This is a genomic window from Bacillus siamensis KCTC 13613 (genome assembly GCF_000262045.1).
GTDB lineage: Bacteria > Bacillota > Bacilli > Bacillales > Bacillaceae > Bacillus > Bacillus siamensis.
This window is the reverse complement of record NZ_AJVF01000041.1, coordinates 57,229-81,581: the sequence shown is the minus strand read 5'-3', so window position 1 is coordinate 81,581 and position 24,353 is coordinate 57,229. Positions and strand designations below refer to the sequence as shown.

General features: G+C 48.1%; 24 protein-coding genes. 11 read left to right on the top strand and 13 right to left on the bottom strand.

Annotated elements, in window-relative coordinates; translation table 11 throughout:
- Nucleotides 1-111: 111 nt before the first annotated feature.
- Nucleotides 112-429 carry a PepSY domain-containing protein gene (locus Y79_RS0115700; protein ID WP_003152366.1) on the top strand — a complete coding sequence of 106 codons (318 nt, stop codon included), beginning with the start codon at nucleotides 112-114 and terminating at the stop codon, nucleotides 427-429.
- A gap of 55 nt (nucleotides 430-484) precedes the next feature.
- On the opposite strand, the gene Y79_RS0115695 is transcribed toward Y79_RS0115700, so the two are convergent.
- From Y79_RS0115695 to trmB, 3 genes are all read right to left on the bottom strand, one after another.
- On the bottom strand, nucleotides 485-2,182 hold the full coding sequence (locus Y79_RS0115695) for an NAD-dependent malic enzyme (protein ID WP_016938536.1): 1,698 nt from the start codon (nucleotides 2,180-2,182) through the stop codon (nucleotides 485-487).
- A gap of 79 nt (nucleotides 2,183-2,261) precedes the next feature.
- Entirely contained in the window at nucleotides 2,262-3,107 is an 846-nt protein-coding gene (locus tag Y79_RS0115690; protein ID WP_016938535.1) for a YtnP family quorum-quenching lactonase, read from the bottom strand.
- Nucleotides 3,108-3,165: 58 nt separating this feature from the next.
- Nucleotides 3,166-3,819 (bottom strand): tRNA (guanosine(46)-N7)-methyltransferase TrmB, encoded by a 654-nt coding sequence (trmB, locus tag Y79_RS0115685; RefSeq protein ID WP_016938534.1) that lies wholly within the window; start codon nucleotides 3,817-3,819, stop codon nucleotides 3,166-3,168.
- 185 nt (nucleotides 3,820-4,004) lie between these two features.
- Here trmB and Y79_RS0115680 point away from each other — a divergent pair, with 185 nt between their 5' ends.
- Nucleotides 4,005-4,283 carry a YtzH-like family protein gene (locus tag Y79_RS0115680; protein ID WP_003152357.1) on the top strand — a complete coding sequence of 93 codons (279 nt, stop codon included), beginning with the start codon at nucleotides 4,005-4,007 and terminating at the stop codon, nucleotides 4,281-4,283.
- On the opposite strand, the gene Y79_RS0115675 is transcribed toward Y79_RS0115680, so the two are convergent.
- The 4 genes from Y79_RS0115675 to thpR all read right to left on the bottom strand — a co-directional run bounded on the left by Y79_RS0115675 (nucleotide 4,284) and on the right by thpR (nucleotide 7,840).
- The gene (locus tag Y79_RS0115675) at nucleotides 4,284-5,081 is read right to left on the bottom strand and encodes a phosphotransferase family protein (protein ID WP_029575350.1); all 798 of its coding nucleotides are present in this window, start codon (nucleotides 5,079-5,081) and stop codon (nucleotides 4,284-4,286) included. It abuts the gene before it with no gap.
- A 266-nt stretch (nucleotides 5,082-5,347) separates the two neighbouring features.
- Complete coding sequence (locus Y79_RS0115670; protein ID WP_016938532.1) at nucleotides 5,348-6,277, bottom strand: YegS/Rv2252/BmrU family lipid kinase; 930 nt, start codon at nucleotides 6,275-6,277, stop codon at nucleotides 5,348-5,350.
- A gap of 52 nt (nucleotides 6,278-6,329) precedes the next feature.
- Nucleotides 6,330-7,262 carry a hypothetical protein gene (locus Y79_RS0115665; RefSeq protein WP_016938531.1) on the bottom strand — a complete coding sequence of 311 codons (933 nt, stop codon included), beginning with the start codon at nucleotides 7,260-7,262 and terminating at the stop codon, nucleotides 6,330-6,332.
- 26 nt (nucleotides 7,263-7,288) lie between these two features.
- On the bottom strand, nucleotides 7,289-7,840 hold the full coding sequence (gene thpR, locus Y79_RS0115660) for an RNA 2',3'-cyclic phosphodiesterase (protein WP_016938530.1): 552 nt from the start codon (nucleotides 7,838-7,840) through the stop codon (nucleotides 7,289-7,291).
- A gap of 88 nt (nucleotides 7,841-7,928) precedes the next feature.
- Between thpR and cysK the strand changes: the two genes are divergently transcribed.
- On the top strand, nucleotides 7,929-8,900 hold the full coding sequence (gene cysK / locus Y79_RS0115655; protein ID WP_016938529.1) for a cysteine synthase A: 972 nt from the start codon (nucleotides 7,929-7,931) through the stop codon (nucleotides 8,898-8,900).
- Nucleotides 8,901-8,938: 38 nt separating this feature from the next.
- Here cysK and pepV read toward each other — a convergent pair whose 3' ends face one another.
- Nucleotides 8,939-10,330 (bottom strand): dipeptidase PepV, encoded by a 1,392-nt coding sequence (gene pepV / locus Y79_RS0115650; protein ID WP_016938528.1) that lies wholly within the window; start codon nucleotides 10,328-10,330, stop codon nucleotides 8,939-8,941.
- Nucleotides 10,331-10,425: 95 nt separating this feature from the next.
- On the opposite strand from pepV, the gene Y79_RS0115645 reads away from it, so the two are divergent.
- On the top strand, nucleotides 10,426-11,730 hold the full coding sequence (locus tag Y79_RS0115645; protein ID WP_016938527.1) for an NCS2 family permease: 1,305 nt from the start codon (nucleotides 10,426-10,428) through the stop codon (nucleotides 11,728-11,730).
- Nucleotides 11,731-11,763: 33 nt separating this feature from the next.
- Here Y79_RS0115645 and Y79_RS0115640 read toward each other — a convergent pair whose 3' ends face one another.
- The gene (locus tag Y79_RS0115640; RefSeq protein WP_016938526.1) at nucleotides 11,764-12,924 is read right to left on the bottom strand and encodes an ABC transporter permease; all 1,161 of its coding nucleotides are present in this window, start codon (nucleotides 12,922-12,924) and stop codon (nucleotides 11,764-11,766) included.
- The gene (locus Y79_RS0115635) at nucleotides 12,921-13,625 is read right to left on the bottom strand and encodes an ABC transporter ATP-binding protein (protein ID WP_016938525.1); all 705 of its coding nucleotides are present in this window, start codon (nucleotides 13,623-13,625) and stop codon (nucleotides 12,921-12,923) included. The genes Y79_RS0115640 and Y79_RS0115635 overlap by 4 nt, the downstream gene beginning before the upstream one ends.
- A gap of 280 nt (nucleotides 13,626-13,905) precedes the next feature.
- On the opposite strand from Y79_RS0115635, the gene Y79_RS0115630 reads away from it, so the two are divergent.
- Complete coding sequence (locus tag Y79_RS0115630; RefSeq protein WP_003152337.1) at nucleotides 13,906-14,127, top strand: DeoR family transcriptional regulator; 222 nt, start codon at nucleotides 13,906-13,908, stop codon at nucleotides 14,125-14,127.
- A gap of 130 nt (nucleotides 14,128-14,257) precedes the next feature.
- On the opposite strand, the gene Y79_RS0115625 is transcribed toward Y79_RS0115630, so the two are convergent.
- Complete coding sequence (locus Y79_RS0115625; RefSeq protein ID WP_016938524.1) at nucleotides 14,258-14,977, bottom strand: pseudouridine synthase; 720 nt, start codon at nucleotides 14,975-14,977, stop codon at nucleotides 14,258-14,260.
- A 56-nt stretch (nucleotides 14,978-15,033) separates the two neighbouring features.
- Nucleotides 15,034-16,671 carry a putative polysaccharide biosynthesis protein gene (locus Y79_RS0115620; protein ID WP_016938523.1) on the bottom strand — a complete coding sequence of 546 codons (1,638 nt, stop codon included), beginning with the start codon at nucleotides 16,669-16,671 and terminating at the stop codon, nucleotides 15,034-15,036.
- A 205-nt stretch (nucleotides 16,672-16,876) separates the two neighbouring features.
- Between Y79_RS0115620 and Y79_RS0115615 the strand changes: the two genes are divergently transcribed.
- Both Y79_RS0115615 and opuD read left to right on the top strand, forming a co-directional pair.
- Nucleotides 16,877-18,142 (top strand): BaiN/RdsA family NAD(P)/FAD-dependent oxidoreductase, encoded by a 1,266-nt coding sequence (locus tag Y79_RS0115615; protein ID WP_016938522.1) that lies wholly within the window; start codon nucleotides 16,877-16,879, stop codon nucleotides 18,140-18,142.
- Nucleotides 18,143-18,309: 167 nt separating this feature from the next.
- Nucleotides 18,310-19,848: a glycine betaine transporter OpuD gene (gene opuD / locus Y79_RS0115610; RefSeq protein WP_016938521.1), complete on the top strand. Its 1,539-nt coding sequence runs from the start codon at nucleotides 18,310-18,312 to the stop codon at nucleotides 19,846-19,848.
- 35 nt (nucleotides 19,849-19,883) lie between these two features.
- Here the strand turns inward: opuD and Y79_RS0115605 are convergent, their stop codons facing one another.
- Nucleotides 19,884-20,066 (bottom strand): sporulation protein Cse60, encoded by a 183-nt coding sequence (locus Y79_RS0115605; protein WP_013353238.1) that lies wholly within the window; start codon nucleotides 20,064-20,066, stop codon nucleotides 19,884-19,886.
- A gap of 202 nt (nucleotides 20,067-20,268) precedes the next feature.
- On the opposite strand from Y79_RS0115605, the gene Y79_RS0115600 reads away from it, so the two are divergent.
- The 4 genes from Y79_RS0115600 to Y79_RS0115585 are packed head-to-tail and all read left to right on the top strand — an operon-like array spanning nucleotide 20,269 to nucleotide 24,342.
- Entirely contained in the window at nucleotides 20,269-21,294 is a 1,026-nt protein-coding gene (locus Y79_RS0115600) for a LacI family DNA-binding transcriptional regulator (RefSeq protein ID WP_016938520.1), read from the top strand.
- 41 nt (nucleotides 21,295-21,335) lie between these two features.
- Nucleotides 21,336-22,613 (top strand): ABC transporter substrate-binding protein, encoded by a 1,278-nt coding sequence (locus tag Y79_RS0115595; protein ID WP_016938519.1) that lies wholly within the window; start codon nucleotides 21,336-21,338, stop codon nucleotides 22,611-22,613.
- The gene (locus tag Y79_RS0115590) at nucleotides 22,610-23,524 is read left to right on the top strand and encodes a carbohydrate ABC transporter permease (RefSeq protein WP_016938518.1); all 915 of its coding nucleotides are present in this window, start codon (nucleotides 22,610-22,612) and stop codon (nucleotides 23,522-23,524) included. Before Y79_RS0115595 ends, Y79_RS0115590 begins: the two co-directional genes overlap by 4 nt.
- On the top strand, nucleotides 23,521-24,342 hold the full coding sequence (locus tag Y79_RS0115585; RefSeq protein WP_016938517.1) for a carbohydrate ABC transporter permease: 822 nt from the start codon (nucleotides 23,521-23,523) through the stop codon (nucleotides 24,340-24,342). The genes Y79_RS0115590 and Y79_RS0115585 overlap by 4 nt, the downstream gene beginning before the upstream one ends.
- Nucleotides 24,343-24,353 lie beyond the last annotated feature (11 nt).

Genomic DNA, 24,353 nt, shown 5'->3' with positions numbered 1-24,353 from the left:
ACTGTTTTCCAAGCGGTCAGATTGAATGGGCTGCAAAACCGCCGCTTTACTTAACACCGTCTGGCATCTTCTGTATAATAAAAACTACGACATAATTGGAGGTGCTTCATATTGAAATTACGTCATTTTCTCTTAGGTGCAGGAGTCGGATTATGCGCTGCCATCGCAGTGAAAAAGTATGCGATGAAACCTTATATCTCTTCAGAAAAAGCGCTCCGTATCGTGAAAGCGGCTTTTAAACAGCGCGGACCGATAGACGGATCGTGGATTTACACAGAGCCTGAGCCTTACCAGGTAAACGGAGAAACCATCCAGGTATACAAAACCGGTGTGACACGTTCGGCTTTCGGCGAGCTGGAGCAATATGAAGTCATGGTCAATGCAAAAACAGGCCAGATTGTCGATGTCATTGATTCTGTCGCCTCATAATTCGGACAAGCAAAAAATAAAGCCCAAAACCATCAGCGTTTTGGGCTTTATTCGGTTACATCGGGCGAATCCGTTTGTATACAGGGTGCCACATCTCGTCCTGCACCGTTTGGATCAGATCCTCGGGTTCCGTTTCCGCTACACCGTCCTGGATGGCCGCTTTCGCTACGGCTACCGCTACAGTTGCCGATACCGTCCTGAGATCTTCCACTTTCGGGAGCATCGGCGCCCCAGGCTTGCCGACATCCACCATACCGGCGATGGCATTCGCGCAGGCGACAAACATATTGTCCGTAATGAGCCTTGCCTTTGTCACAATCGTGCCGAGTCCGAGTCCCGGAAATACGAGCGCGTTGTTCGCCTGGCCGATATGGTACGTCACGCCGTTATACTCAACAGGCGGGAACGGACTGCCCGTCGTGACAAGCGCGCGGCCTTCCGTCCATTTAATTAAGTCTTCCGGTTTTGCTTCTGATAATGTGGTCGGATTTGACATCGGCAAAATAGCGGGCCGTTTAACATGTGAGGCCATTTCTTTGACGATTTCTTCTGTAAATGCGCCTGATACAGTAGATGTGCCGATCAGAATCGTCGGCTTGGCCTGACGGACCGTCTCCGCTAGATCAATTGATCCGCCTTCACCGCTGCGGCTGTACTCTTTCACTTCATCGGCAGGCCGGGCGTACGGAACCTGAAAATCACGCAAGTCTTTCATGTCATCCGTTAACAGTCCGTTTCTGTCGATACACCAAAAGCGGCTGTATGATTCTTCTTCGCTTAATCCGGCATGCACCATTGCTTCACGCAGCTGCTCAGCAATTCCGATACCGGCCGTTCCCGCGCCGAAGACGACGACTTTATGTTCTTTTAAAGGCACTTTTGATGCTTTCGCGCAGGCTAAAACAGCTGCAAGCGACACCGCGCCCGTTCCTTGAATGTCATCGTTAAACGTACAGACTTTATCTTTATACCGTTTCAATATGCCGCGGGCGTTAGCCGTGCCGAAATCCTCCCAATGAAGCAGCGCATTCGGGAATGTTTCCCGGGCAAGCGAGACATACTCATCAATAAAGCGGTCATATTTCTCGCCGCGCACTCTTGAATGCTGGTTTCCGACGTAAAACGGATCATTTAAGAGGCTTTCCTGATTCGTCCCCGCGTCCAATACGACCGCAAGCACTCGTGACGGGTCAATTCCGGCCGCTGCCGTATACACCGCAAGTTTTCCGACAGAAATGGCGATGCCGCCGACGCCCCAATCACCGATTCCCAGAATGCCCTCGGCATCTGTCGCAACGATTAAATCAATGTTTTCATTTTTTCCGAACTGCTGAAATGCGGCGCGCATTCCCTCAGGATCATCTATCGACAAATACAGACCGCGGGGTTTTCTGTACTCATGGCTGTAACGCTGGATCGCGGTGCCGACTGTCGGCGTATATACGATCGGCAGCATTTCGCCTAAATGATCATTTAACAGCCTGTAAAATAATGTTTCATTCCGGTCATGGAGAGCAGTCAAGTACACATTTTTGCTCAGCTCGTCAGGCTGCGAACTGAACTGTTCGTAAGCCCGCTTCACCTGCTCTTCGATTGTCAATACCTTCGGCGGCAGAAATCCCTCGAGTCCGAGTTCCTTTCTTTCCTCTTGTGTAAAGGCCACCCCTTTATTTAAAAAAGGAGTAGAAAGAACTTCTAATCCGCGCAGAGTTGTTTTGATTTCTCCATCTTTTGTCACTTGAAATTGATTCACCTGTCTCTTCCTTTCAAAGCAATTTGTCTTAGGTTTGCTTTTATTCCCGAAATTCATACAGGTAAATCATTTGATCCGCTTATTTTTTCTCCCGTTTGACAGACGCCGCCACTTCGCCGTCTTCGCCCCATTTTACGGCTCTGTAAATCGTGTCGTGATAGAAAATCAGCCAGGCGTCTTTCTCTGCCGCGAACGCCTGCCATTTTTGCTTTTGCGGAATGGAGGTCATCGGATAGTCATCATATGCCAGCACCCATAACGGATTTTTATGGGCGTTTGTCGGCATCAGGTCGGCAAAATGCACAGCCGTTTCCCCTCCGTCTTCTAATACAATGACACTGTGTCCGTCACTGTGGCCGCCGGTGTGGTGCATCGTAATGCCTTCTGTGAGCTCATACGCATCCTCAAAGGTTTCGACCTGATCTTGTACAGCCTCCCAATTTTCTCTCCAGTATGTATTTTCCGATCTGATATTAGGGTTTTTCATTTCTTGCCACTCTGTCGCAGAAGTGATAATGCGGGCGTTCGGGAAAACAGAGACAAGCTCCTCTCCGCGGTATTCCGTCAGGCCGCATGCATGGTCAAAATGAAGATGGGTCATTGCCGCAATATGAATGTCTTCACAGGAAAGCCCGAGTTCACTCAGAGATTTTTTCAGATTGGATTCCTGCGTTACACCGTAATTCCTTTTCTGCTTATCGGAGAATTTCCCTCTGCCGATCCCCGCGTCAACCAAAATATTCAGGCCGTTTTTTCTGATCAGAATCGGGTCTGTTCTTAATTCAATCTGGTTTTTGTCGTTTACAGGGTATTTTCTCGACCATAAAGGCTTCGGGACAACGCCGAACATCGCTCCTCCGTCCATATGCGTTACACCGCCGTCCAGCCATGTTAATGAAATATTGCCAATATTCAATTTCTCCATCTTGATCCCTCCTGATGTAATGGTAGCAAATGGAGGCATAAAAAAACAGACTCCCGCATCAGAGTCTGTCTTTTGTTCTCCATTCAACTTCAGCCCGGTAAATCGGCTGGCCGAGCGCGGAGAATTTTTCTTCGTATTCTGTCATAATATTGCCTTTCGGATCGCTGTTGTGCAGATCGAGACTGACTTCCTTCAGGAGCAGGCCGTATTCGGAAAAACTTTTCAAAGAGTATTCAAACAACCCGCGGTTATCGGTTTTGAAATGAATCTCACCCGTTTCGCCCATGACTTCTTCGTATTTTTTCAAGAACGCTTTAAAGGTTAAACGGCGTTTTTCGTGACGGTTTTTCGGCCAAGGGTCAGAAAAGTTTAAATATACGCGCTTGATTTCTCCCCGTTCAAATACGTCATTCAGTGTTTCCGCGTCTATATTTAACAAACGGACATTGTGAGCCCCGCTGTCCTTTACTTTTTGGACGGCAGTGACGATGACACTTTTAAACAGCTCAATTCCGATATAGTTGATATCCGGATTCTGCTTGGCCATTCCTGAAATGAACTGCCCTTTTCCCGTACCGACTTCAATATGGATCGGGTTGTCATTGCCAAAGACCGTGTTCCAACGCCCTTTATACTGAGCCGGATCACTGATGGCGATGTCAGCGTTTTCTGCCAGAAAATCATTCGCCCAAGGTTTATGGCGCATTCTCATATGATTGACACCTCTATCTATAATTTCGAGTAACAACATACCATGAAACAAAAAGAGCCGCAAGCGCCTTTTAAAGGCTCCGGCTGCATAAAAAAAGAGGCTCCCCGGTCCGGAACACTCATGTGATGCATAAAACCGCACCGCTTTGCACAATGTATGACACAGAAAGGATGTGTATATGAATCATGGGCTTAACAAGCGAACATCAGGTCCGGTTATTAAAGGACATACTGGCCGACCACCAGTTGGATTGCTGCGGCACGGTTGCCGAGTATGAACAGCTCGAGCGCGTCATCAAATCACTGATGGCCAACACCGGGCTTGATTCAAATATAAAAAACGTGCTCGAGGATGTATACCGCTACAGCCAGTCAGGCATCACGGCCGATTCCATCGACACGCATATTCAGGAGCACCAAAACCATTTGTCCCAATGGGTGGAGCAGATGGATTCGTACTCCTGACTACTTGACAATCCGCTTCATCAGGGCATGAAGCTCTTCCATGGCATCATGATACGCTTTGTCATTCCCTTTTGATTTGTGCCAGGCGATGAAGGTGATGGTCTCTGATAACATGTACCACGCCATCCGCAGCCGAAGCCCTTCCGTGAGCTTCATGCCGTACATCCCAAGCCAGCTGTCCCACGCTGGCTCTTCGACGTAATGATACAATAAAGGGCCAAGATCCATGGCCGGATCAGCTATCATCGCGCCGTCCCAATCTATTAAATACAGCTGGTCGTTTTCAGACAAAAGCCAGTTATTATGATTCACATCACAATGGCAAACGACTTTTTCACCGAATTGCACCTGATCCACATGAGCTTCCAAATAAGCAAGGCCTTCCTGAATAAGCGGCGAAAATTGCCGCACAGCAAAGACGGCCTGCTTCAGCTGCGACAAAAGAGCGCCCGGATCGAGCGGTTCTTTCCCCAATCTTTTCAGCATGTCAAGCAAGGCTTTAGATGTGTGGATTTTGCGGAGCAGCTCAGCCACCGGGCGTCCGCTCATATCCTTCGGCTTCAGCTCTCTGCCCGTCATCCAATGCTGAGCCGTAATAACGTCTCCGTTTTCCATCCGTTTCGTCCAAACCAGCTTCGGAACAATGCCTTCGGCGGATAACACGGCTAAAAAGGGCGAGCTATTACGTTTTAAAAAAAGCTGTTGGCCGTTATGTTTCGCATAATATGCATCTCCTGTAGCTCCTCCGGCGGGGAAGATCTCCCAATCGCTACCTAGTAATTGTCCCAACCAGTTCATATCAATGTTCAACCCATCATTTCTTAAAATATTTTAGAATAGGCCTCCAGCCTTTCTCTTTCGGCGGAGCAGCCTGTCATAAACAATTTCTTGAGAATAAAAAAGACAGCTATTGAGAGTCTCATATGCTAATCAATAGCCGTCTTATAAATTTTAGCGCTACAGCACAAACTTCGTCAAGCAAAACTAGCAAGAACACCTGTGAATTCTGAAGATTTATGCCGCAAACCGTTCTTTGCCGAGAAAGATTTGACAGGTTTTTTTTATTATGTTTTTATTTTTAACGGCGCTCCGCCCGGCATCAGCCGAAACGGCGTCGTTCCGACCAGTTCGCCGTCAGCGTGAAACGGAATTTTCCCATCTGTTTCAAAAATGAATTCCTTCCCCTTTATCACCGTCACTCCGTCCATTTTGATATGCCGGCCAAAGCTCATCGCCCATAAAAAACGATACAGCGAGAAAAAGGACAGGTTTTCCGCAATGACAATATCAAAATCGTTTTGGCGGGGATTTGCAGAAGGCGCCGCTTTCATACCGCCTCCGTAATAAGGATGATTAGCCGCAATGACAAACCAGACATTGCGGAATTCATGCCTTTGGCCGTCTGCCGTGCAGGCAAACCGGAACGGCTGAAATCCCGAGGCCGTATGTATATGCGCAAGCGGGTAAATCACAAAGCCGAGACGCAGAAACCGAAGAACACGCGAAAACGGAAACTCCGCGGCTGCCTTCGAAACCGAGGCGTCAAACCCTACAGACAGGTGGTTAATAAAATAAAGAGATTGTGCTTTGTCATGAAAAAAGTTGATGCTTCCCCCGAAAAATTTCCGTGTGAGCGGGCGGTGCAGACCTTTGATTTCATGGAGGAGCGCCGACTTCTTAACACCGAGGCCTTTGGAAAAGTCATTGTACGAACCGGCGGGCACAAAGGTCAGTTCAATCTGATCCATTCCTTTCAGTCCGTTAATGACTTCATGCATCGTGCCGTCACCGCCGATGACAAAAAGCCGCTTCAGCTTATGATCCTGCATCGTTGAAATCTGTCTCGCCAGCACTTCCGCATGTCCGGGATGTCCGGTCAGAAAGGAGCGGTGGCTGACACCGCGTCTGGTCAGCTCTTTTTGAACCGATTTCCAGATACGCCGCCCCCTCCCGCCTCCTGAGACCGGGTTAATAATAAAAAACCATTGACTCATCGTTTGTTTTCACCTGCTTCATTGAAGAAGAGACAGCCTCCAAACGTCCGTTTTAATCAAGCCATTCCTGTCTCCGGCTTGAATCGCTCAAGCCGTAAGACAAAAGTGCCTTCGCCGCCTTCAGCTGATGGTGCTTGATCGGCGCCGTATTTTTCCGCTGCTTTTCCAGCCACTCTGCGGCGGTCCGTTTATCTGCTATATCCAGCCCGAATGGCGGCTCCGGGTAATCAAAATAAGACGTTCTGCTGAGCAAAAGCTTCCTGACGGGAATGTCGGCCTGCTTTTCTTTTACGATTTGCGAAACGACCGAGCCCGTGCGGTTCAGGCTGAGAGACGGATTTAATACTTGGCGCGTGCTGCCGGAACCCCTCTCTTCCCAAAAACGATGTTTTGATCCGATATATACGCTGTCCTCTTCAGCTTCCATAAAAGCAGCGCAGAAAATCTCCAGCGGGGAGATGATGATGATGCTCAGCTCGACGGACGCCTGCTGGATTTGAAGAACCGGATGATACATCACAAAATAGGAATCGGGCAGCTTTTGAGCAAGCATTTTTAATATCCTGTCCCTCTTGACCGCCTGCGAAAGCTCAGACTTTTGAGAAAGCGTGGAGCTCGCCCATTTTAATTGAAAGTCATACAGCTGTTCTTTGAAAAAAGACGCGAGCTCAGACTTTTGAGACGGAAGATGTCCGAACAGCGCCTCTTCTTCCTCCGGCTCATCAAACCATTGGTGCCTCTTTTCATTTATATCGGCCGTTTTTTCTTCTTTTCTCTTTTTTAAGAAAAGTTTTTTTCGGGCCGGCGTTTGGCCGGTTTCACCGCCTTGAGCCGTTTCTGTTTCTTTTTCTTCCGTTTTCCGGTCAAACGCTTCAAGGAGAGCCTCCCAGCGTTCTTTCTTCAGCCGGATAAACTGGTTCATATAATGATATGGATCGAGCTCATATCTTGAAATGTAATCGTGTATTTTGATGATCTGTGCCATGTGATTTCCCCACTCCGAATATTTGTTTATGTCAATTGAAACTGTGCGATTTCTTCGTATTTTGGCGACCGGTCAAGGTGGGTCTGAAACAGGGAAAACCGGCTGACGGCGCTTTGCACCCTGCCGCTTTCAAACGGCACATCGTCCGGAAACGGCCGGTCTCCCGCCCACTTCCGCGCCATCGTCATATGAGGATGATACGGCCGTTTTTCCACTTGAAAACCGGCTTTTAAAACAGCCTGTTTTGTTTTTTCCCGCAAATCAAAGAGCCGTTCATTCCGTTCAGGTTCTAGGTGAAGCACTCTCGGCTGTCTGCGGTCGCCGAAAACATCCAGCTGCTGAAACTGTACGGTAAACGGCTGCGCTTTCGACGCAGCATCTGCGAGCAAAGGCAATAGTTTCGCAAGCCGGGCTTCATCCGCAGCCCCGAGAAAAATGAGTGTAATATGATAGTCATGCGGATGCACCCATTTTTTGAATGTTAACGCCGGCTCCTTTCTGGCTGCTTCCCAAATCGGTTCAGCAATGTCAGCAGGAATCGGAATGCCGATAAAATAATGCGGCAATGAAGCTTTCATATGAGGATCTCCCCTCTTTGGTTATGGTGTTATTATAAAACGGATAAGCGGAGAGGAGAACCCTGTCCGCTTATTATGATAGGATATTATGTACCGAACGTTTTATACAGAAAGGAATGAGCCGGTCTTGAAAATCGCAAACAGCACGGCGGAGCTGATCGGCGGCACACCGATCGTAAAGCTCAATCGCCTTCAGCCAGAACATGCAGCTCAAGTCTATTTAAAATTAGAATCATTTAACCCAAGCGGCAGTGTCAAAGACAGAGCGGCTTACAATATGATCATTGAAGCGGAAAAAAGCGGGCATTTAAAACCCGGCTCTGTCATCATCGAACCGACAAGCGGCAATACAGGCATCGGTCTGGCGATGAACGCGGCGGCCCGCGGCTACAGAGCAATCCTCGTCATGCCTGACACGATGACGAAAGAACGCATCAACCTGCTTAAAGCGTACGGCGCCGAGGTGGTATTAACGCCGGGGGCTGAAAGAATGCCCGGCAGCATCAAAAAAGCGAAAGAACTCGCCAAACAGATTCCGGGAAGTTTTATCCCGATGCAATTCGATAACGGCGCAAATCCGGACGCCCACCGAAAAACGACCGCGATTGAAATCTATCAGGCCGTTCAGCAGCTCAACAGGCCGCTCGGTGCTTTTGTTGCAACGGCGGGAACAGGCGGAACTATTACCGGAACCGGAGAAACGCTGAAGGAGCTTTTCCCTGATATGATTGTTCATGTCGCCGAACCCGCGGGATCGCCGGTACTGTCCGGCGGAAAACCCGGCGCTCATAAGCTGGTCGGGACAAGCCCCGGATTTATTCCCGGCATATTGAATCAGGACGTTTACGATGAAATCATGAAAATCTCTGATGAAGATGCGTATACGACAACCCGGCGCCTGGCCCGGGAAGAAGGAATACTCGTCGGCCCGTCTTCAGGCGCCGCCTGCTTTGCCGCCATTGAAACCGCAAAACGCCTCCCTCCCGAACAGATCGTCATCTGTATGACGGCCGATACGGGAGAACGTTATTTATCAACGGATTTATGGTCATTTGAATGATAAAAAAGGGATGCCGCTTTCGGCGTCCCTTTTTGTGATCACTTGGCAAGCTCATAAATGGCTTCGGCGTATAAAGCGGTTGATCGGAGAAGGTCATCAATTTCGATGTACTCATCCTTTTGATGCGCGCTGTCAGGCCGGCCGGGAAACAGTGGTCCGAACGCCACGCCCGCCGCAAGGGATCTCGCATACGTTCCTCCGCCGATTGAAATCAAATCCGCTTTCTTTCCCGTCTGTCCTTCGTAAACCTTTTGAAGCGTCTTTACGAGCGGATGATCGGCAGATACGTGGTGCGGTTTGCTGTCTTTAAATTCTTCAAGCCGAAATTCAGCAGCGGACATAAAGGCATCACGAATCACTTGGCTGTCCGAAGTGACGGGATAACGGATGTTGATGCCGAGTTCTCCGCCCTCACCCTTTCTGTATGTAAAGATGCCGACATTCAATGTAAGCTCTCCGCTGATGTCATCCCTGCAATCAATCTTCAGCTTTTTGCCCCGTGTATCATTTAAAAAATAGTCACTGACGGTTTTGACAAAGTGTTTTCCGGCTTCATCCAGTTCCGTTCCGTTAAGGCATTCAGCAAGCTTTAAGCCGGCATTGACACCATTATTCGGTTCCATCGCGTGGCATGATTTTCCGAACACCCGAAGCGTCAGTTTTCCGTTTTCCGAAACCGCTTCACCTTGTGTTTTTGACTGCTCCAGCCAGTTGCTGAAATATGCGTGCACGGCATCCAGGCCGGCCCCTTCAATGACCGCTTCAGCCGCATCCGGCACCATGTTCAAGCGCAGCCCTGAACGGAATGACAGAAGCCTGTTTTTTGCGTCTTTGTCAGAAGTTCTTTTTGCAATACGCAGTGTGGCATCTATCATTCCTTTTTCCGCGTTAATGATCGGAAAATCGGCGTCAGGGGCAAATCCGATGTCAGGCATTTTTTCGTGTTTGAAATAGTGGTCCACGCATCTCCAATCACTCTCTTCATCTGTTCCGATGATGATTCTCACGCGTTTGGATAAAGGCAGCTGCATGTCTTTGACGATTTTCAGCGCGTAAAACGCCGCCATTGTCGGCCCTTTATCATCAATGGCGCCTCTGGCATATATCCGGCCGTTCCTGATTTCGGCTGAAAACGGATCGCTTGTCCAGCCGTCTCCGGGCGGAACGACATCGACGTGGCACAGAACGCCGACAATTTCGTCACCCGTCCCCCACTCAATATGGCCCGCATAGCCGTCAAGATTTTTGACGGTGAAGCCTTCTTTTTCGCCGAATTCCAGCAGTGAAGTCAGGCTGGCATTGACGCCTTCCCCAAACGGCCGGCCGGGGCCGGCTGTTGATTCGTCCATTACGCTGTTGATCTGTAAAAATTTCTGCGTGTCACGGATGAGATCTTCTTTGTTTCGGATAACTTCAACTTCCCAGTTCATCACAAATCCCCTTTCTTGATAAAGACTTGCAAAATGTTCATAAAACGAATAATATAGATGATGTTTTGAAAAAATGTTCGTCATTGGAGGTACTTATGTTTCATCTCGACAAGCATCAAACGACAATAAAAAGAGAAATTACCGCGGGACTGACCACCTTCTTTACAATGGTGTATATCATTGTCGTCAATCCGGTGATCCTTTCAAATGCGGGAATTCCGTTTGACCAAGTGTTCACCGCCACGATTATCGCTTCCATTGTCGGAACTTTATGGATGGCTCTCGCTGCGAATTTTCCGATTGCCATTGCCCCCGGCATGGGCTTAAACGCGTATCTCGCCTTTCATGTCGTCGGCGCAGGCAGCGGCATCTCGTATCAGACGGCTTTCAGCGCCGTATTTATCGCGGGAGTCATCTTTATCATTTTATCGTTAACGCCTTTAAGAAAACAACTAATAGAAGCCATTCCAGACAATTTAAAATACGGCATTACGACCGGCATCGGCTTATTTATCGCATTTATCGGTTTGCGCCAATCCGGTATCATCACGGCTGATAAATCTAATTTAGTCGCACTCGGTGATCTTCATTCAACTGCCGTCATTTTAACGCTTATCGGGCTTATCATCAGTATCGTGCTGATGGTGCTGAATGTAAACGGGGCTCTGTTCATCGGTATGGCGCTGACTGCTGTCATTGCCTTTTTGACCGGTCAGATTCATTTTACAAAAGGGTTCATGTCCTTCCCGCACCTGCCTGAGGGGCTTTTAATAACAAATCCGTTCGGAGCCCTCGGGGATGTCGTGCACCACGGTCTGTACGCCGTTGTGTTTTCTTTTCTTCTCGTTACGATTTTTGATACGACCGGCACCATGATCGGTGTCGCCGAACAGGCGGGATTGATCAAAAACAATCAGCTGCCGAATGCGAGAAGAGCGCTTTTGGCTGATTCGACCGCTACGACAGTCGGAAGCATTTTCGGCACCAGCCCGACGACCGCTTTCGTTGAATCTTCAGCAGGGGTGGCCGCGGGCGGAAGAACGGGCCTGACGGCGCTGACGATTGCCGTTATGTTTGCCGTTTCCATGTTTTTCAGTCCGCTTGTCAGCGTCTTATCAGAAGTGTCCGCCATTACGTCACCGGCTCTGATTATTGTCGGCAGTCTGATGATGGGGGCGGTGTCGAATATCCGCTGGAATGAGCTTGATGAAGCATTCCCGGCCTTTCTCGTCATTTTGGCGATGCCTTTGACATCCAGTATTTCAACCGGAATCGCGCTCGGCTTCATTTCATACCCGCTTGTGAAGCTCGCTAAGAAAAAATGGCGCGAAATCCATCCTTTAGTCATCATCTTTGCGGTGCTGTTTTTTATTCAGCTTTTTATTTTGAACGGACATTAAAAAAATCCCTTTCCTTTTTCGGAAAGGGATTTTTCACATATAAAGGGCGGAAAAAACCGCCGCAATAAGGCACCATCCGGAACAGATGATTTGAATGAGGGTTAATACGCTGTTTCTCGCCCGGAAATAATCATCACTGTCTCTTTTGATACCGCTTAAAACCGGTTTGTCCGTGATCCGGTCAAAGAGAAGCGACGCGGCATATCGGCTGACCAGTGTAAATAAAATGAGGGCTGCCGGCTTCAGCAAAAGCGGAAGAACGAGAATAAGAGCCGTAAAAGCCGCGGTTAAAAGGTAAAGCTGCCGGAGATACCCGCCATTTCGGATCAGCACTTTAAAAAACAATTCTTTCCACGCCGTATACGCCGACCGTTTTGTAAAGATGTGCTTTGAGCCGGGATATAAAAACGGCTTGCTCCGCCCTTTCTTTTTTACATTCGGCAGCTGCACATCATGGCTGAGCATCAAAACAAAGGCGGCGAATGAAAGCTTGCGCCTGTTCTCCTCAAGCACTTCTTCCTCAAAAGCTGATAAGGACTCCGCTTCTTTCCAAGTTAAAAGAACGGAGCAGATGAACAATATATATCCTGCCGGCCAAAGCCAGTACCACTCGGCGGCAAACCGGATCATGAAACACGCGCCCGCCAACAGAACCGCCGCTTTCAGCCAGCCTGCCGCCTGATGTCCAACTGTCTGCCGTCTGATTTTTCTTTGCCGATGCACTGCCAATATCGCAGCATGAAAGCCGGACAGACAGCAAAAAATGCCTGAATATGCCGAGAAGGTGCAGTCACCGTACTGGCGCCATAAGGGAAATAACAGCACGGCAAGCACGCCCCATTTGATAAGTGAAAGGAACATCGAATACAAAAGCGCGTACCGTTTCAGCTTTTTCATCAGATATTTTGCATGCACCAAAAACACATGATCCGCTTCCAGCAAAAAGGTATGAATAAAACCGGTGCATAACAGCAGGACACTGAAGACATACAGCCAGCCCCAGCCTAATACTCCGGCAGCTCTATCAAGAAGCCCCCTGCCGTTCAGCCATTCAGCATATTGATAAACGGCCAATGCGGCAGCAGGAAGAACGATATACAGCGCGACCGTCCAATCAATGACCGTCTGAAACACCTTCCATTGATACCGCCAGAAATGAAACATCCTTTGAAAAAACAAAGCCCGCCCGGTCATCGCTGACTGCTCCGAACCGCTGAATAAAAGCAATCTAACAATGAACGGCTCCCCGTTTTTTCTTGAAGCTCCGCTAACGTGCCTTGAAGAAGCAGAGCGCCCTGATCCAGCAAATAAAACCGGTCGCAGATTTTTTCGGCGGTATCCAGAACATGGGTGCACATCAGAATACCCGCGCCCCTTTCTTTCTCAGCAATCAGCATGTCGGTAAACAGCTTCGTTGAGATCGGATCAAGTCCGATAAACGGCTCATCAATGATGTAAATATCCGGCTTCGCCAAAAACGCCTGTATGAGCATCAATTTTTGCTGCATCCCTTTTGAAAAACCGGAAGGCAATTCATGTTTTACCGCCGTCAATGAAAATTCATCAAGCAGCCGCCCGGCCCGCTCACGGCACTCTCCGGCTTCTATCCCCCGCAATGACCCTGTGAGTTCAAGATGCTCCCAAAGCGTCAGTTCTTCATAAAAACTCGGACGCTCCGGTATGTAAGCATAGGATGAATCATTCCATTCAATACCGCCTTCTATATCCCTGCACAGCCCGAGAATCGCCTTAATCACCGTACTTTTCCCCGCCCCGTTTGCCCCGATTAACCCGGCAATTTCCCCCGCGCTGACCGACAGAGATACATTTGAGATCACCTTCGGCCTGTCAGCATAACCGGCGCAGACGATGTTTGCATTCAATAAGTCTCCCAAGCTTTCTCCCTCCCCCGTTTTCATACGGACACGTATAAAAAAAGTTTCAGTTTCCATAATAATAAAAGCGGGCCGGGCATAGTAATGCACCAAGCGGCGCTCAATTGGTAAAAATTATCTGCGCTTATTCCTAGATTCATGTCCGCCATATCGTGTATAATGGAGGCAGTTAAAAGAGAAAAAACAGAATGTCTGCCTTTGTTGCTTATTCGTACGAAGTTTTAGAGTCGAAAGTTGTGGTATATCAAGTCCATCCGATCTTATGATAGGGAGTGGTTTTTTGAAACCTTCAACAAATCGTATGCTGACTCGGATTAAATCAGTTTACATGTTCATCCAGGAAAAAGGTCTTGTGACGACACAGGAACTGGTTGATGAATTCGGCATTACACCTAGAACCATTCAGCGAGACTTAAATGTGTTAGCATACAATGATCTTGTTCATAGTCCTAGCCGAGGCAAGTGGGAGACAACACGAAAAAAAGTAAAAATTACATCTTAAGCGAACAATTACATAAGGCCTTTTTCGGCCTGACATGCTGCAAGGCAAAGCAGCGTCTTTGCCTTGTTGTTTTTTGTTCCTCTATATAAAAAGCCCAAAACAAATCTGTTTTGGGCTTTTCTGATATCGATTACACTTCAGTATCTTTCAGCGCTGCGAGCTCTTCTTCAGTCAGCTCGCGAAATTCTCCCGGCTTAAGCTCCGGATCAAGAGAAACAGCCCCCATCGAAAGCCGTTTTAAATAAGCCACTTCATTTCCGACAGCCTTTGCCATCAGCTTCACCTGATGATATTTGCCTTCTGTAATGGTCAAATGAATGACCGTTTCATCAGGGCTTTGAGTGATGGTTTCAACAGCTGCCGGCTTCGTCTTATAGCCACCTTCAATGACGACGCCTTTTTCCAGATTGATGATGTCTTCCGGTGACAGAGGTGAGGCTAACCGGACCTCATATGTTTTAGGCACGTGCTTTTTCGGAGAAAGAAGACGATGAGCGAGCTGCCCGTCATTGGTCAGAAGCAGAAATCCTTCGGTATCCTTATCAAGACGCCCCGCCGGAAACGGTTCGAATCTCTGTTCTTCGGGCGTCAGCAGATCAACCACCGTTTGCTGGCGGCTGTCTTCTGTAGCGGACAGCACTCCTTGCGGCTTATTCATCATGACATAAATAAATTCCCGGTAGTCTGCCGGCTCTCCGTATACCGTGATGTCCTGTTTATCGGGATCGACATGGGTTTTCACATCTTTCGCCGGCTCTCCGTCAATCATGACAGCCCCTGCCTTGACGATTTTTTTCACATCTTTTCTTGAGCCGAATCCGCTGTTTGAAAGCAGCTTATCAAGTCTCATCCTGATCCTCTCCTTTAAAAAGAAAAGCCCGCAATAAGCGGACTGTTCATTATTCCTCAATGGGCGGAATGCCTGCCTCTTCTTAAAACCCGCGGCAGACGGTTTCCAAACATTTTCTGCAAAAATCCGATTCGGTACGCGGCAAACATGTACACCGCACCGCCGACAGCGGCACAGACAAAGACGACAATCGCCGCATGCAGCTGGCCGCTTTGGTACGTTACGAAGAAACTGAGCAGCCATTGAGTCAGCTTGACCGCGACTCCCATTACAACGGATAAGACCGCAATTAAAATGACCCGCTTCATAAGCACCGTATACGAATAGCCCGCATGGCGCTTAATCATAATAAAACCGTACAGAAGAGAAGCGATATAACCGAGCGCCGTTGCCAATATGGCGCCGTCTCCCTGAAACAGCTTGATCAGCGGCACGTTCAGCACCACTTTTATAATGACGCCGATGAAAAGGCTCACGACCGCAAATTTCTGCTTATTAATCCCTTGCAGGATAGCGGCATTTACTGTAAACAGAGAAAACAAAATCGCGACAGGCGCGTACCAGAACAAAATATCCTGTCCGATATCCGGACGAAGGCTTTCAGAACCGTAGAAGAACGTATAGGCCGGCCCTGATAACACCGACATCCCGACAACGGCGGGGATAACCAGAAACAGAATGATCTGCATCGTCTGGTTAATCTGCTGGTTCAAAAGCTTATAATTCCTGCTCGTAAATGATTCGGTTATCGTCGGGATCAGCGTCAGACCGAAAGCGGTCGCCAGAGAAACCGGAATCATGACAAGCTTCGGCACATAAAGGGTGACAATCGCCAGCATGTCCTGGCTGATGTCCTTATGGCCCGCCGCAATCATCGCTTTATTAAACGTATTCGTATCGATATAAGAATACAAAGGAATCGCCAGTCCGACAAAAACGTAAGGAGCGGCATAGCTGAAAAGCTCAATAAACATTTTTTTATAGCTTAAGTTCGCTGACGGGACGAGGTTCGGCTTCATCGCCAGAAGATCGCCCTTCCGCTTATTCCAGTAAATATAAAGGACGACAAGCCCTCCGAATGATCCGATCAGCGCTGCGAAAGTCGCATATCCGACTGCGATGACAAGGCCGCCGTTAATCACTCTTAAAATCAAATATGTTGCGCCCAATAAGAAGATGATCCGGGCAAGCTGCTCCACAACCTGAGAAACGGCTGTCGGCCCCATCATCTGGTGGCCTTGGAAAAAACCGCGTACAAGACTCATAATCGGCACAACCAAAAGTGCCAGACTGACCATCCGGATGACATAAACGACGTGGTCAATCGTAAGGCCGTTGTTACTTGCGCCGCCGAGAGATGTTTCCGCAAAAAACGGCGCCGAAATGTAAAGAATCGAAAAAGCGATCATCCCGGTAACGAGCATAACCGACATTCCCGCTCTCAGCATCCGCCTGCTCGTCTCATAGTCTCCTTTGGAATTATATTTCGAGACAAACTTTGAAACCGCGGCGGGAAATCCCATCGTGGCAATGTTTAAAAACAGTGTATATTGATTATATCCGTATTGAAACAAAGCTCCGCCCGTCGCTCCGACCATCGCTCCGAACGGGATCAGATAAATCATCCCTAAAATCCGCGATATATAGGTGCCGAGCGTCAGCACGAACGTGCCCCTTAACAATTTGCTTGACATGTTTCCTCATCACCATTTTCTACGAAGATTCAACTTTTCTATTTTAACACAACTGGGCAAATAGACGGTAATAATTACAGCGGGAAACTTTTTGGGAAGCCCTAAAAAAACAAAACACGTTTAAGGATTCCCTTTCTTTCGCTATAATAGCAGGAAGCGGACATTTCCGCCTATTATACGCGAAAAAGAAAGTTGTTGATGAAATATGAAACATTATGACGTGATTGTGATCGGCGGCGGCCCGTCCGGTTTAATGGCTGCCATTGCCGCAGGTGAAGAAGGGGCAGATGTTCTATTAATTGATAAAGGAAACAAGCTGGGACGGAAGCTGGCGATTTCCGGCGGCGGGCGCTGCAACGTGACCAATCGCCTCCCTGTTGAAGAGATTATCAAACACATTCCCGGCAACGGCCGCTTTTTATACAGCGCATTTTCCGAATTTAATAATGAAGATATTATCGCCTTTTTTGAAAACCTCGGCATTCAGCTGAAAGAAGAAGACCACGGGCGCATGTTCCCGGTGACGGACAAAGCACAAAGCGTTGTCGATGCGCTTTTGAACCGTTTAAAAGAACTGAATGTCACCATCCGCACAAATGAAAAAATCAAAGAAGTGCGGTACGAGAATGGCAGAACAGCGGGCATTACGACAAACAATGACGAACACATTAACGCACGCGCCGTCATTATCGCGGTCGGCGGAAAATCAGTCCCCCATACCGGCAGCACCGGAGACGGCTATGCATGGGCGGAAGCGGCCGGGCACACCGTGACTGAACTCTTTCCGACAGAAGTGCCGGTTACATCGTCAGAGCCGTTTATTAAGCAAAAAACCCTTCAGGGGCTGTCTCTTAGAAACACGGCCGTCAGCGTCCTGAATAAAAAAGGCAAACCTGTCGTCACACATGTGATGGACATGCTGTTTACCCATTTCGGCTTGTCAGGCCCGGCCATTCTCCGCTGCAGCCAGTTTGTCGTCAAAGAACTGAAAAAGCAGCCAGAGGTCAAGCTCCGCATCGATCTGTTTCCCGGCATCACCGAGGAAGAGTTATTTCAGCGGATGCACAAGGAGCTGAAAGACGCGCCGAAAAAAGCGCTCAAAAACGCGCTCAGACCATGGATGCAGGAACGGTACCTGCTTTTCCTTCTGGAGCGGAACGGCCTTGATCCTCAGATCAGCTTTACGGAGCTGCCGAAGGATCAATTCAGGGCGTTTGTCAAAGACTGCAAACAATTTACGGTGTCAGCAGACGGAACGCTTTCTTTGGACAAAGCGTTTGTCACGGGCGGCGGTGTTTCCGTCAAAGAGATTGAACCGAAACAAATGGCGTCTAAAAAAATGGAGGGCTTATATTTTTGCGGGGAAATCCTTGACATTCACGGCTACACCGGAGGCTATAATATCACGTCAGCCCTTGTTACGGGCCGTCTCGCCGGCTTGAATGCAGGACGTTACTCACACTCGCTGTAAAATAGTTTTAAGCACATTAACGTGAGCGTCCCCACCAAAAATATGATAGAGTTTTCTGCGTTTTGTTTCACCTGATTGAGGGAATAGGAAGAAAGGGATGATCTGCAATCGTACGATCATACTAAAGCAAATGGCGTATTGAAAAAATAGTCAGAGGGTGAGAACGTTTGAAGAAAAAGAATATCTCCAGTGTTTTTTGGATTGTGATCGTTATCACAGCCGCTGCGGTTTTATGGGGAGTTATTTCACCTGACAGCCTGCAGCAAGTTACAGATACGGCACAACGTTTTGTTACGGATTCTTTCGGCTGGTATTATCTGCTGGCCGTTTCAATATTTGTCGGTTTCTGTCTCTTTCTCATCGTGAGTCCGATCGGCAAAATAAAACTCGGAAAACCCGGGGAAAAACCGGAATTCGGCTTATTATCATGGTTTGCCATGCTATTCAGCGCAGGCATGGGAATCGGCCTGGTATTTTACGGGGCTGCGGAACCGATCAGCCATTACGCGATCAGCTCTCCCTCAGGTGAAACAGAAACGCCCCAAGCTTTTCGTGATGCGCTCCGGTATACGTTTTTCCATTGGGGGCTGCACGCTTGGGCCATATACGCCGTCGTCGCTTTATGTATCGCATATTTTCAATTCAGAAAAGATGCCCCCGGTTTGATCAGCAGCACACTGACACCGATTTTAGGCGATAAAGTGAACGGTCCGATCGGCAAGACGATTGACTGTATCGCCGTATTTGCAACGGTTGTCGGTGTGGCGACAAGCTTGGGGCTCGGCGCGACTCAGATCAACGGCGGTCTGCATTATTTATTCGGCATTCCGAAGACATTTTCCATTCAGCTGATCTTGATCGTTGTCGTGACCGTGCTTTTCTTAATTTCTGCGTGGAGCGGCATCGGCAAGGGAATTAAATACTTAAGCAATACCAACATGGTACTCGCGGGTATATTAATGCTTTTCATGCTCATTGTAGGCCCGACGGTGCTGATTATGAACTCATTTACCGATTCTATCGGCCAGTACATCCAAAATATCGTGCAGATGAGCTTCCGCTTGTCACCGAATGATCCCCAAAAACGCGAATGGATTAACAGCTGGACCATTTTCTATTGGGCCTGGTGGATTTCCTGGTCTCCGTTTGTCGGCATTTTTATCGCCCGTGTATCAAGGGGCCGGACCATCCGGGAATTTTTAATCGGTGTGTTAGTGACACCTTGTATATTGGCCTTTTTATGGTTTGCGATTTTCGGCGTATCTGCAATGGATCTTCAGCAGAAAGGCGTCTTCAATGTCGCCGGATTGTCGACGGATACGATGCTGTTCGGCGCTCTCAGCCACTACCCGCTCACAATGGTGACATCCGTGTTGACGCTTGTTCTGATCGCTGTATTTTTTATTACATCAGCCGATTCAGCGACATTTGTGCTTGGAATGCAGACGACTTACGGCTCGTTGGACCCTTCAAACCGGGTGAAAGTCACATGGGGCATTATCCAGTCTGCCGTGGCAGCGGTTTTATTATATTCCGGCGGCCTTGCCGCACTGCAAAACACGGCCATTCTCGCTGCGGTTCCGTTTTCAGTCGTAATCCTTCTGATGATCGTGTCTCTGTACAAGTCATTAGCGAGTGAAAGAAAAGGAATCAAACAAGCGGAGAAATACCAAAAGCCGAGAAGTCCCCGCGTCAAAAAAGCATAATGCACAGTGAAGCCCGGCCATTCGTCCGGGCTTCTTTATTTCCGATATAAAATGAGAGCGGAAAAACAATAAAGCTGCTCCCCTTCCGGATCACAAGCTGCCGCTACCGTATATTTGATATCAACGAGCTGTTCTTCAGAAATCCCCTTTAAAAATGAATTGACTTCAGTCTGCAAATCCTTTTCATGCTCCTCATCAAACACAGCTATCTTCAGCACGTCATCCTCTCCTTTCCCTATCAATTTATTCCGGTAGAAATGAATTATGATAGAGAATAAACAAGTTTTTCTTTTTTACTGATCTTTACTAAAAATAACTGAAAATCGTTATTGAAAACGCTTACCAACATGTGATAATATCACTTTAACCATAACCAGTTCATTTCTATTTAGAAAATTTTTAGTAAAAAGGAGATGCAAAATGGTCCGTCTCAAAGATATTGCCTTACAAGCATCTGTATCCAGTGCGACAGTATCAAGAATTTTGAACAGAGATGACTCTTTGGCCGTGACTGAAGAAACAAGAGAAAAAGTCCTGCGGATCGCCGATGAGCTCGGCTATCAGCCGGCGGCAAAAAAACGAAAGAACCGCAGCCGCAGCGATTCAGCGCCTCTGATCGGCGTTGTCAGCTGTCTGTCACCGGAGGAAGAACGGCAGGATCCTTATTTCTCAGCGATCAGAAAAGGCATTGAAGAAGAATGTTTTGAACAAAAAATCTTTATCACTTCTTCTATCCATCTCGGTTCTTTCCAAGAGCAATTATTTCACGATTTGGACGGTGTGATCGTAATCGGCAGCCTCCAAGACGAGGCGCTTACGAATATCTGCGCCGCTTTCAGGCACGCCGTATTTGTCAACGGCACACCCGATCCCTCTCGCTACGACTCCGTCAGCGTGGATTTTTATGCCGCAGCGCAAAAGGCGATAGAACATCTGCTGTCACTCGGCTATCAGCGGCTTGGCTATATTGGCGGCCGTGAACGGGAGCATACCGTCATAAATGGTGTAAACAGCAATCAAACGATTGAAGATAAGCGTCTGACCGCTTTTTTACAAATGGCCGGCGCCGAGCCGGAGCATGTGCTGGTAGGCGAATACAGCATGCACGAAGGTTTCCGGCTGATGAAGGAAGCCATCAAAAGCGGGAGTCTGCCTGACGCTTTCTTTATCGCAAGTGATTCAATGGCCGTTGGCGCTTTAAAAGCCTTGCAGGAGGCCGGCCTTCAAGTCCCGCGTGATACAGCGATTGTCAGCTTCAATGGCATTGATGGAGCAGAATACGCCAGCACGCCGTTATCAACGGTAAAAGTATACACGGAAGAGATGGGCCGGACGGGCGTCAAACTGCTTCTCGACCGTTTAAATGGCAGAACCGTCCCGCTGGCCGTGACGCTTCCCACTTCACTGATTGTCAGACAAAGCTGCGGTTCACAAGAAAGGAGGTGACGTTTCCCGCAGCGTTTATATCATATTTAAAGGAGGAAAAGATGAAACGCTTACTGGTTTTGTTTCTTTCTTTTACTTGTATGATACTTACCGGCTGCTCGGCAAAAGAGAGCAGCTCAGGAGAAAAGCAGAAAACCTTGACAGTCTATTCGACCATTTCCTCAGACAGCGAACGCGCCATATTCAGAAAATTGGCTGATGTATTCCAAAAAGAACATCCGGACATTCAAGTAAACGTTCATTTCCCAGGCAATGACTACGAAAATATGATGAGGGTCCGAATGGCGGCCGATGACATGCCTGATCTTTTCGACACGCACGGCTGGGCCAAACTCCGCTACGGAGAATATACAGCCGATCTCAGCGGAATGTCTTGGACGAAGCGGCTCGATCCGAATTTAAACAGCATGCTTAAGGACGCCAAAGGCAGAATATACGCCTTCCCTCTGAATCAGGCAAAGGACGGACTGGCCTACAACCGTACGTTGTTGGAAAAGTACGGCATTAAACCGCCGGAAACGATGGATGATTTGATGAAGGCACTGAGACAGGTTAAAGAAAAAAGCGGCGGAACAGTCACCCCCTTCTGGTTTGCCGGTTATGAGAAAAGTTCATTTGCCCAATATTACGATCAATTCGCCGCACCGCTCCTCATCACAGATCCCGCTCACCGTTACAAAAAACAGCTGTTAAACGGAACCTTCCGCTGGACACACTTCACCTATTTATCTGACAAGCTGAAAGAGATGCAAAAGGAAAACCTGCTTAATATAGATGCCGTGACAGCAAAACGGTCCCAGCTCATCGAACTGATGGCGCAAAACAAAATCGCCTTTACGCTGCAGGGCGGCACCCTCGGCCAAGACGTCGCTCAAATCAATCCAAAGGTAAAAGTCGGCATCATACCGACCCCGGCTATCCACAAGGGAGACGCACCGGTATGGATCGGGGGCGAACGTTATACGCTTGCGGCATCCAAGGATTCCCCGCAGCTTGAAAAAGCGAAACAGTTTATCGCATTTATGGCCCGTCCCGAAAACGCAAAATCAATTGCCGAAGCGACCTCGCTCCCGGCCGGATTAGTGAATGTGCAAACAGACATTTTCTATGCAAATGACTATAAGCGCTATCAGCATATTAAGGTACAGCCTTATTTCGACCGCCTTTATTTGCCGAACGGAATGTGGGATGTGATGGGAACAGCCGGACAGGAGCTGATGGCTGATATTTTAACTCCTGCTGAAATTTCGGCGAAACTCGGCAGAGAATATAAACGGCTCCGTCTTCAGTCTGATTCACAAGGAGCTGAAAAAGAATGAGTAATCTTGCAAGAGAAACCGCCGGATATCAAAATAAGAAACCTGTAAAACCCGCGTCACTATGGTGGATGTACGTCCCTGCTCTTGCCACGGTTTTTATTTTTATGATTTTTCCGTTTGTCAAAGGCGCTTTTATCACATTTACAAACTGGAACGGTTTTTCGCAGACGTATCAGTGGGTGGGTATCACTCAATATAAAAGGCTTTTTACAGACCCGGACACGTGGCTCGTTGTGAAAAACACTTTGCTTTACGGACTCGGAAGCACTTTTTTTCAGAATATGCTCGGACTTTTATATGCTTTGCTTTTGAATCAGAGCTTAAAAATGAAGGCGATCACAAGAACGATCGTCTACCTGCCCGTCATTATCAGTCCGCTGATTATGGGATACATTTGGTATTTTATTTTCTCATATGACGGGGGCGCGCTGAATGATGTGCTTGGCGCGCTGGGGGCCGGTTCTGTCAATGCCTTGGCAAGTCCGTCGGCGAACCCTTGGATTATCGTCATGATTAACACCTATCAATACGCAGGCATTGCGATGATTGTGTATTTGGCGGGGCTGCAAAGCATTCCGAAAGATTATTACGAAGCGGCAAAAATGGATGGCGCGGGCGGTCTTCAGCCGTTTTTCACCATTACCCTGCCTTTACTGATGCCGGCTGTCACCATCAATATGGTCATCAATATCATCGGGGGGCTGAAACTGTTTGATGTTATTTTCGCCCTGACTGCAGGCGGGCCGGGCAATTCTTCTCAATCAATGTCGACGTTTATGTATGATTTATATTTTAAACGGCAGGATGCGGGATATGCCGCCGCCCAAGGTGTGTTTATGTCCGTTATTATTCTCGTCATCAGCTTTACCGCTCTCGTGTATTTCAAGCGAAAGGAGACGGAAATGTCATGAAAACAGCCCGAATGCAGATCTTTACCCTGTTGGCTGCCGTCATCTCATGCGTTCATATTGTCCCCTTTTACATTCTGCTGACCACGTCCTTAAAAGCAAAAGGAGACTACAGTTCAAAATGGTCGCTGCCTTCCGCTTTTTCTTTTCAGAATTTTCGTGAAGCATGGGAGCGGGCCTCTCTTGGGCAATCCTTTCTGAACACGATCATCATTACGGCCGTTTCCGCCGCTTTGTTAATTTTTATGGGTTCGCTTGCCGCATATCCGCTTGCAAGAAGAAATACGAAGCTGAATAAAATCGTCTTCGGCCTTTTGATTTCAATCATGATTATCCCGCCTTTGACTTCCATGGTTCCTTTATACAAGATGGTCGCTGATGCGGGGCTGATCAATACGCATGCCGCAGCCATTCTCATTAATACGGCTGCATATATGCCGCTGACCGTTTTCTTATATTCAGGGTTTATCCGCTCTTCCATTCCGAAAGAGCTTGAGGAAGCGGCCCGGATGGACGGCGCGGGATTGATCAGGACTTTCTATACGATCGTGTTTCCCTTGTTGAAACCGATTACCGCAACAGTCTGCATCATTTCCTGCGTGTTTATCTGGAACGATTACCAATTTGCGATTTTCTTTTTACAAGATCAAAAGGTGCAGACATTGACCGTGGCTATGGCGGGATTTTTCGGCGAAAATGCGAACAATCTCCACTTAGTCGCCGCAGCCGCGATTATGGCGATGCTGCCGATGGTCGTTTTGTTTTTGGCGCTTCAAAAATATTTTATCGCAGGGCTGTCCTCCGGGGCGGTTAAAGGCTGAAAAGAAAAGGG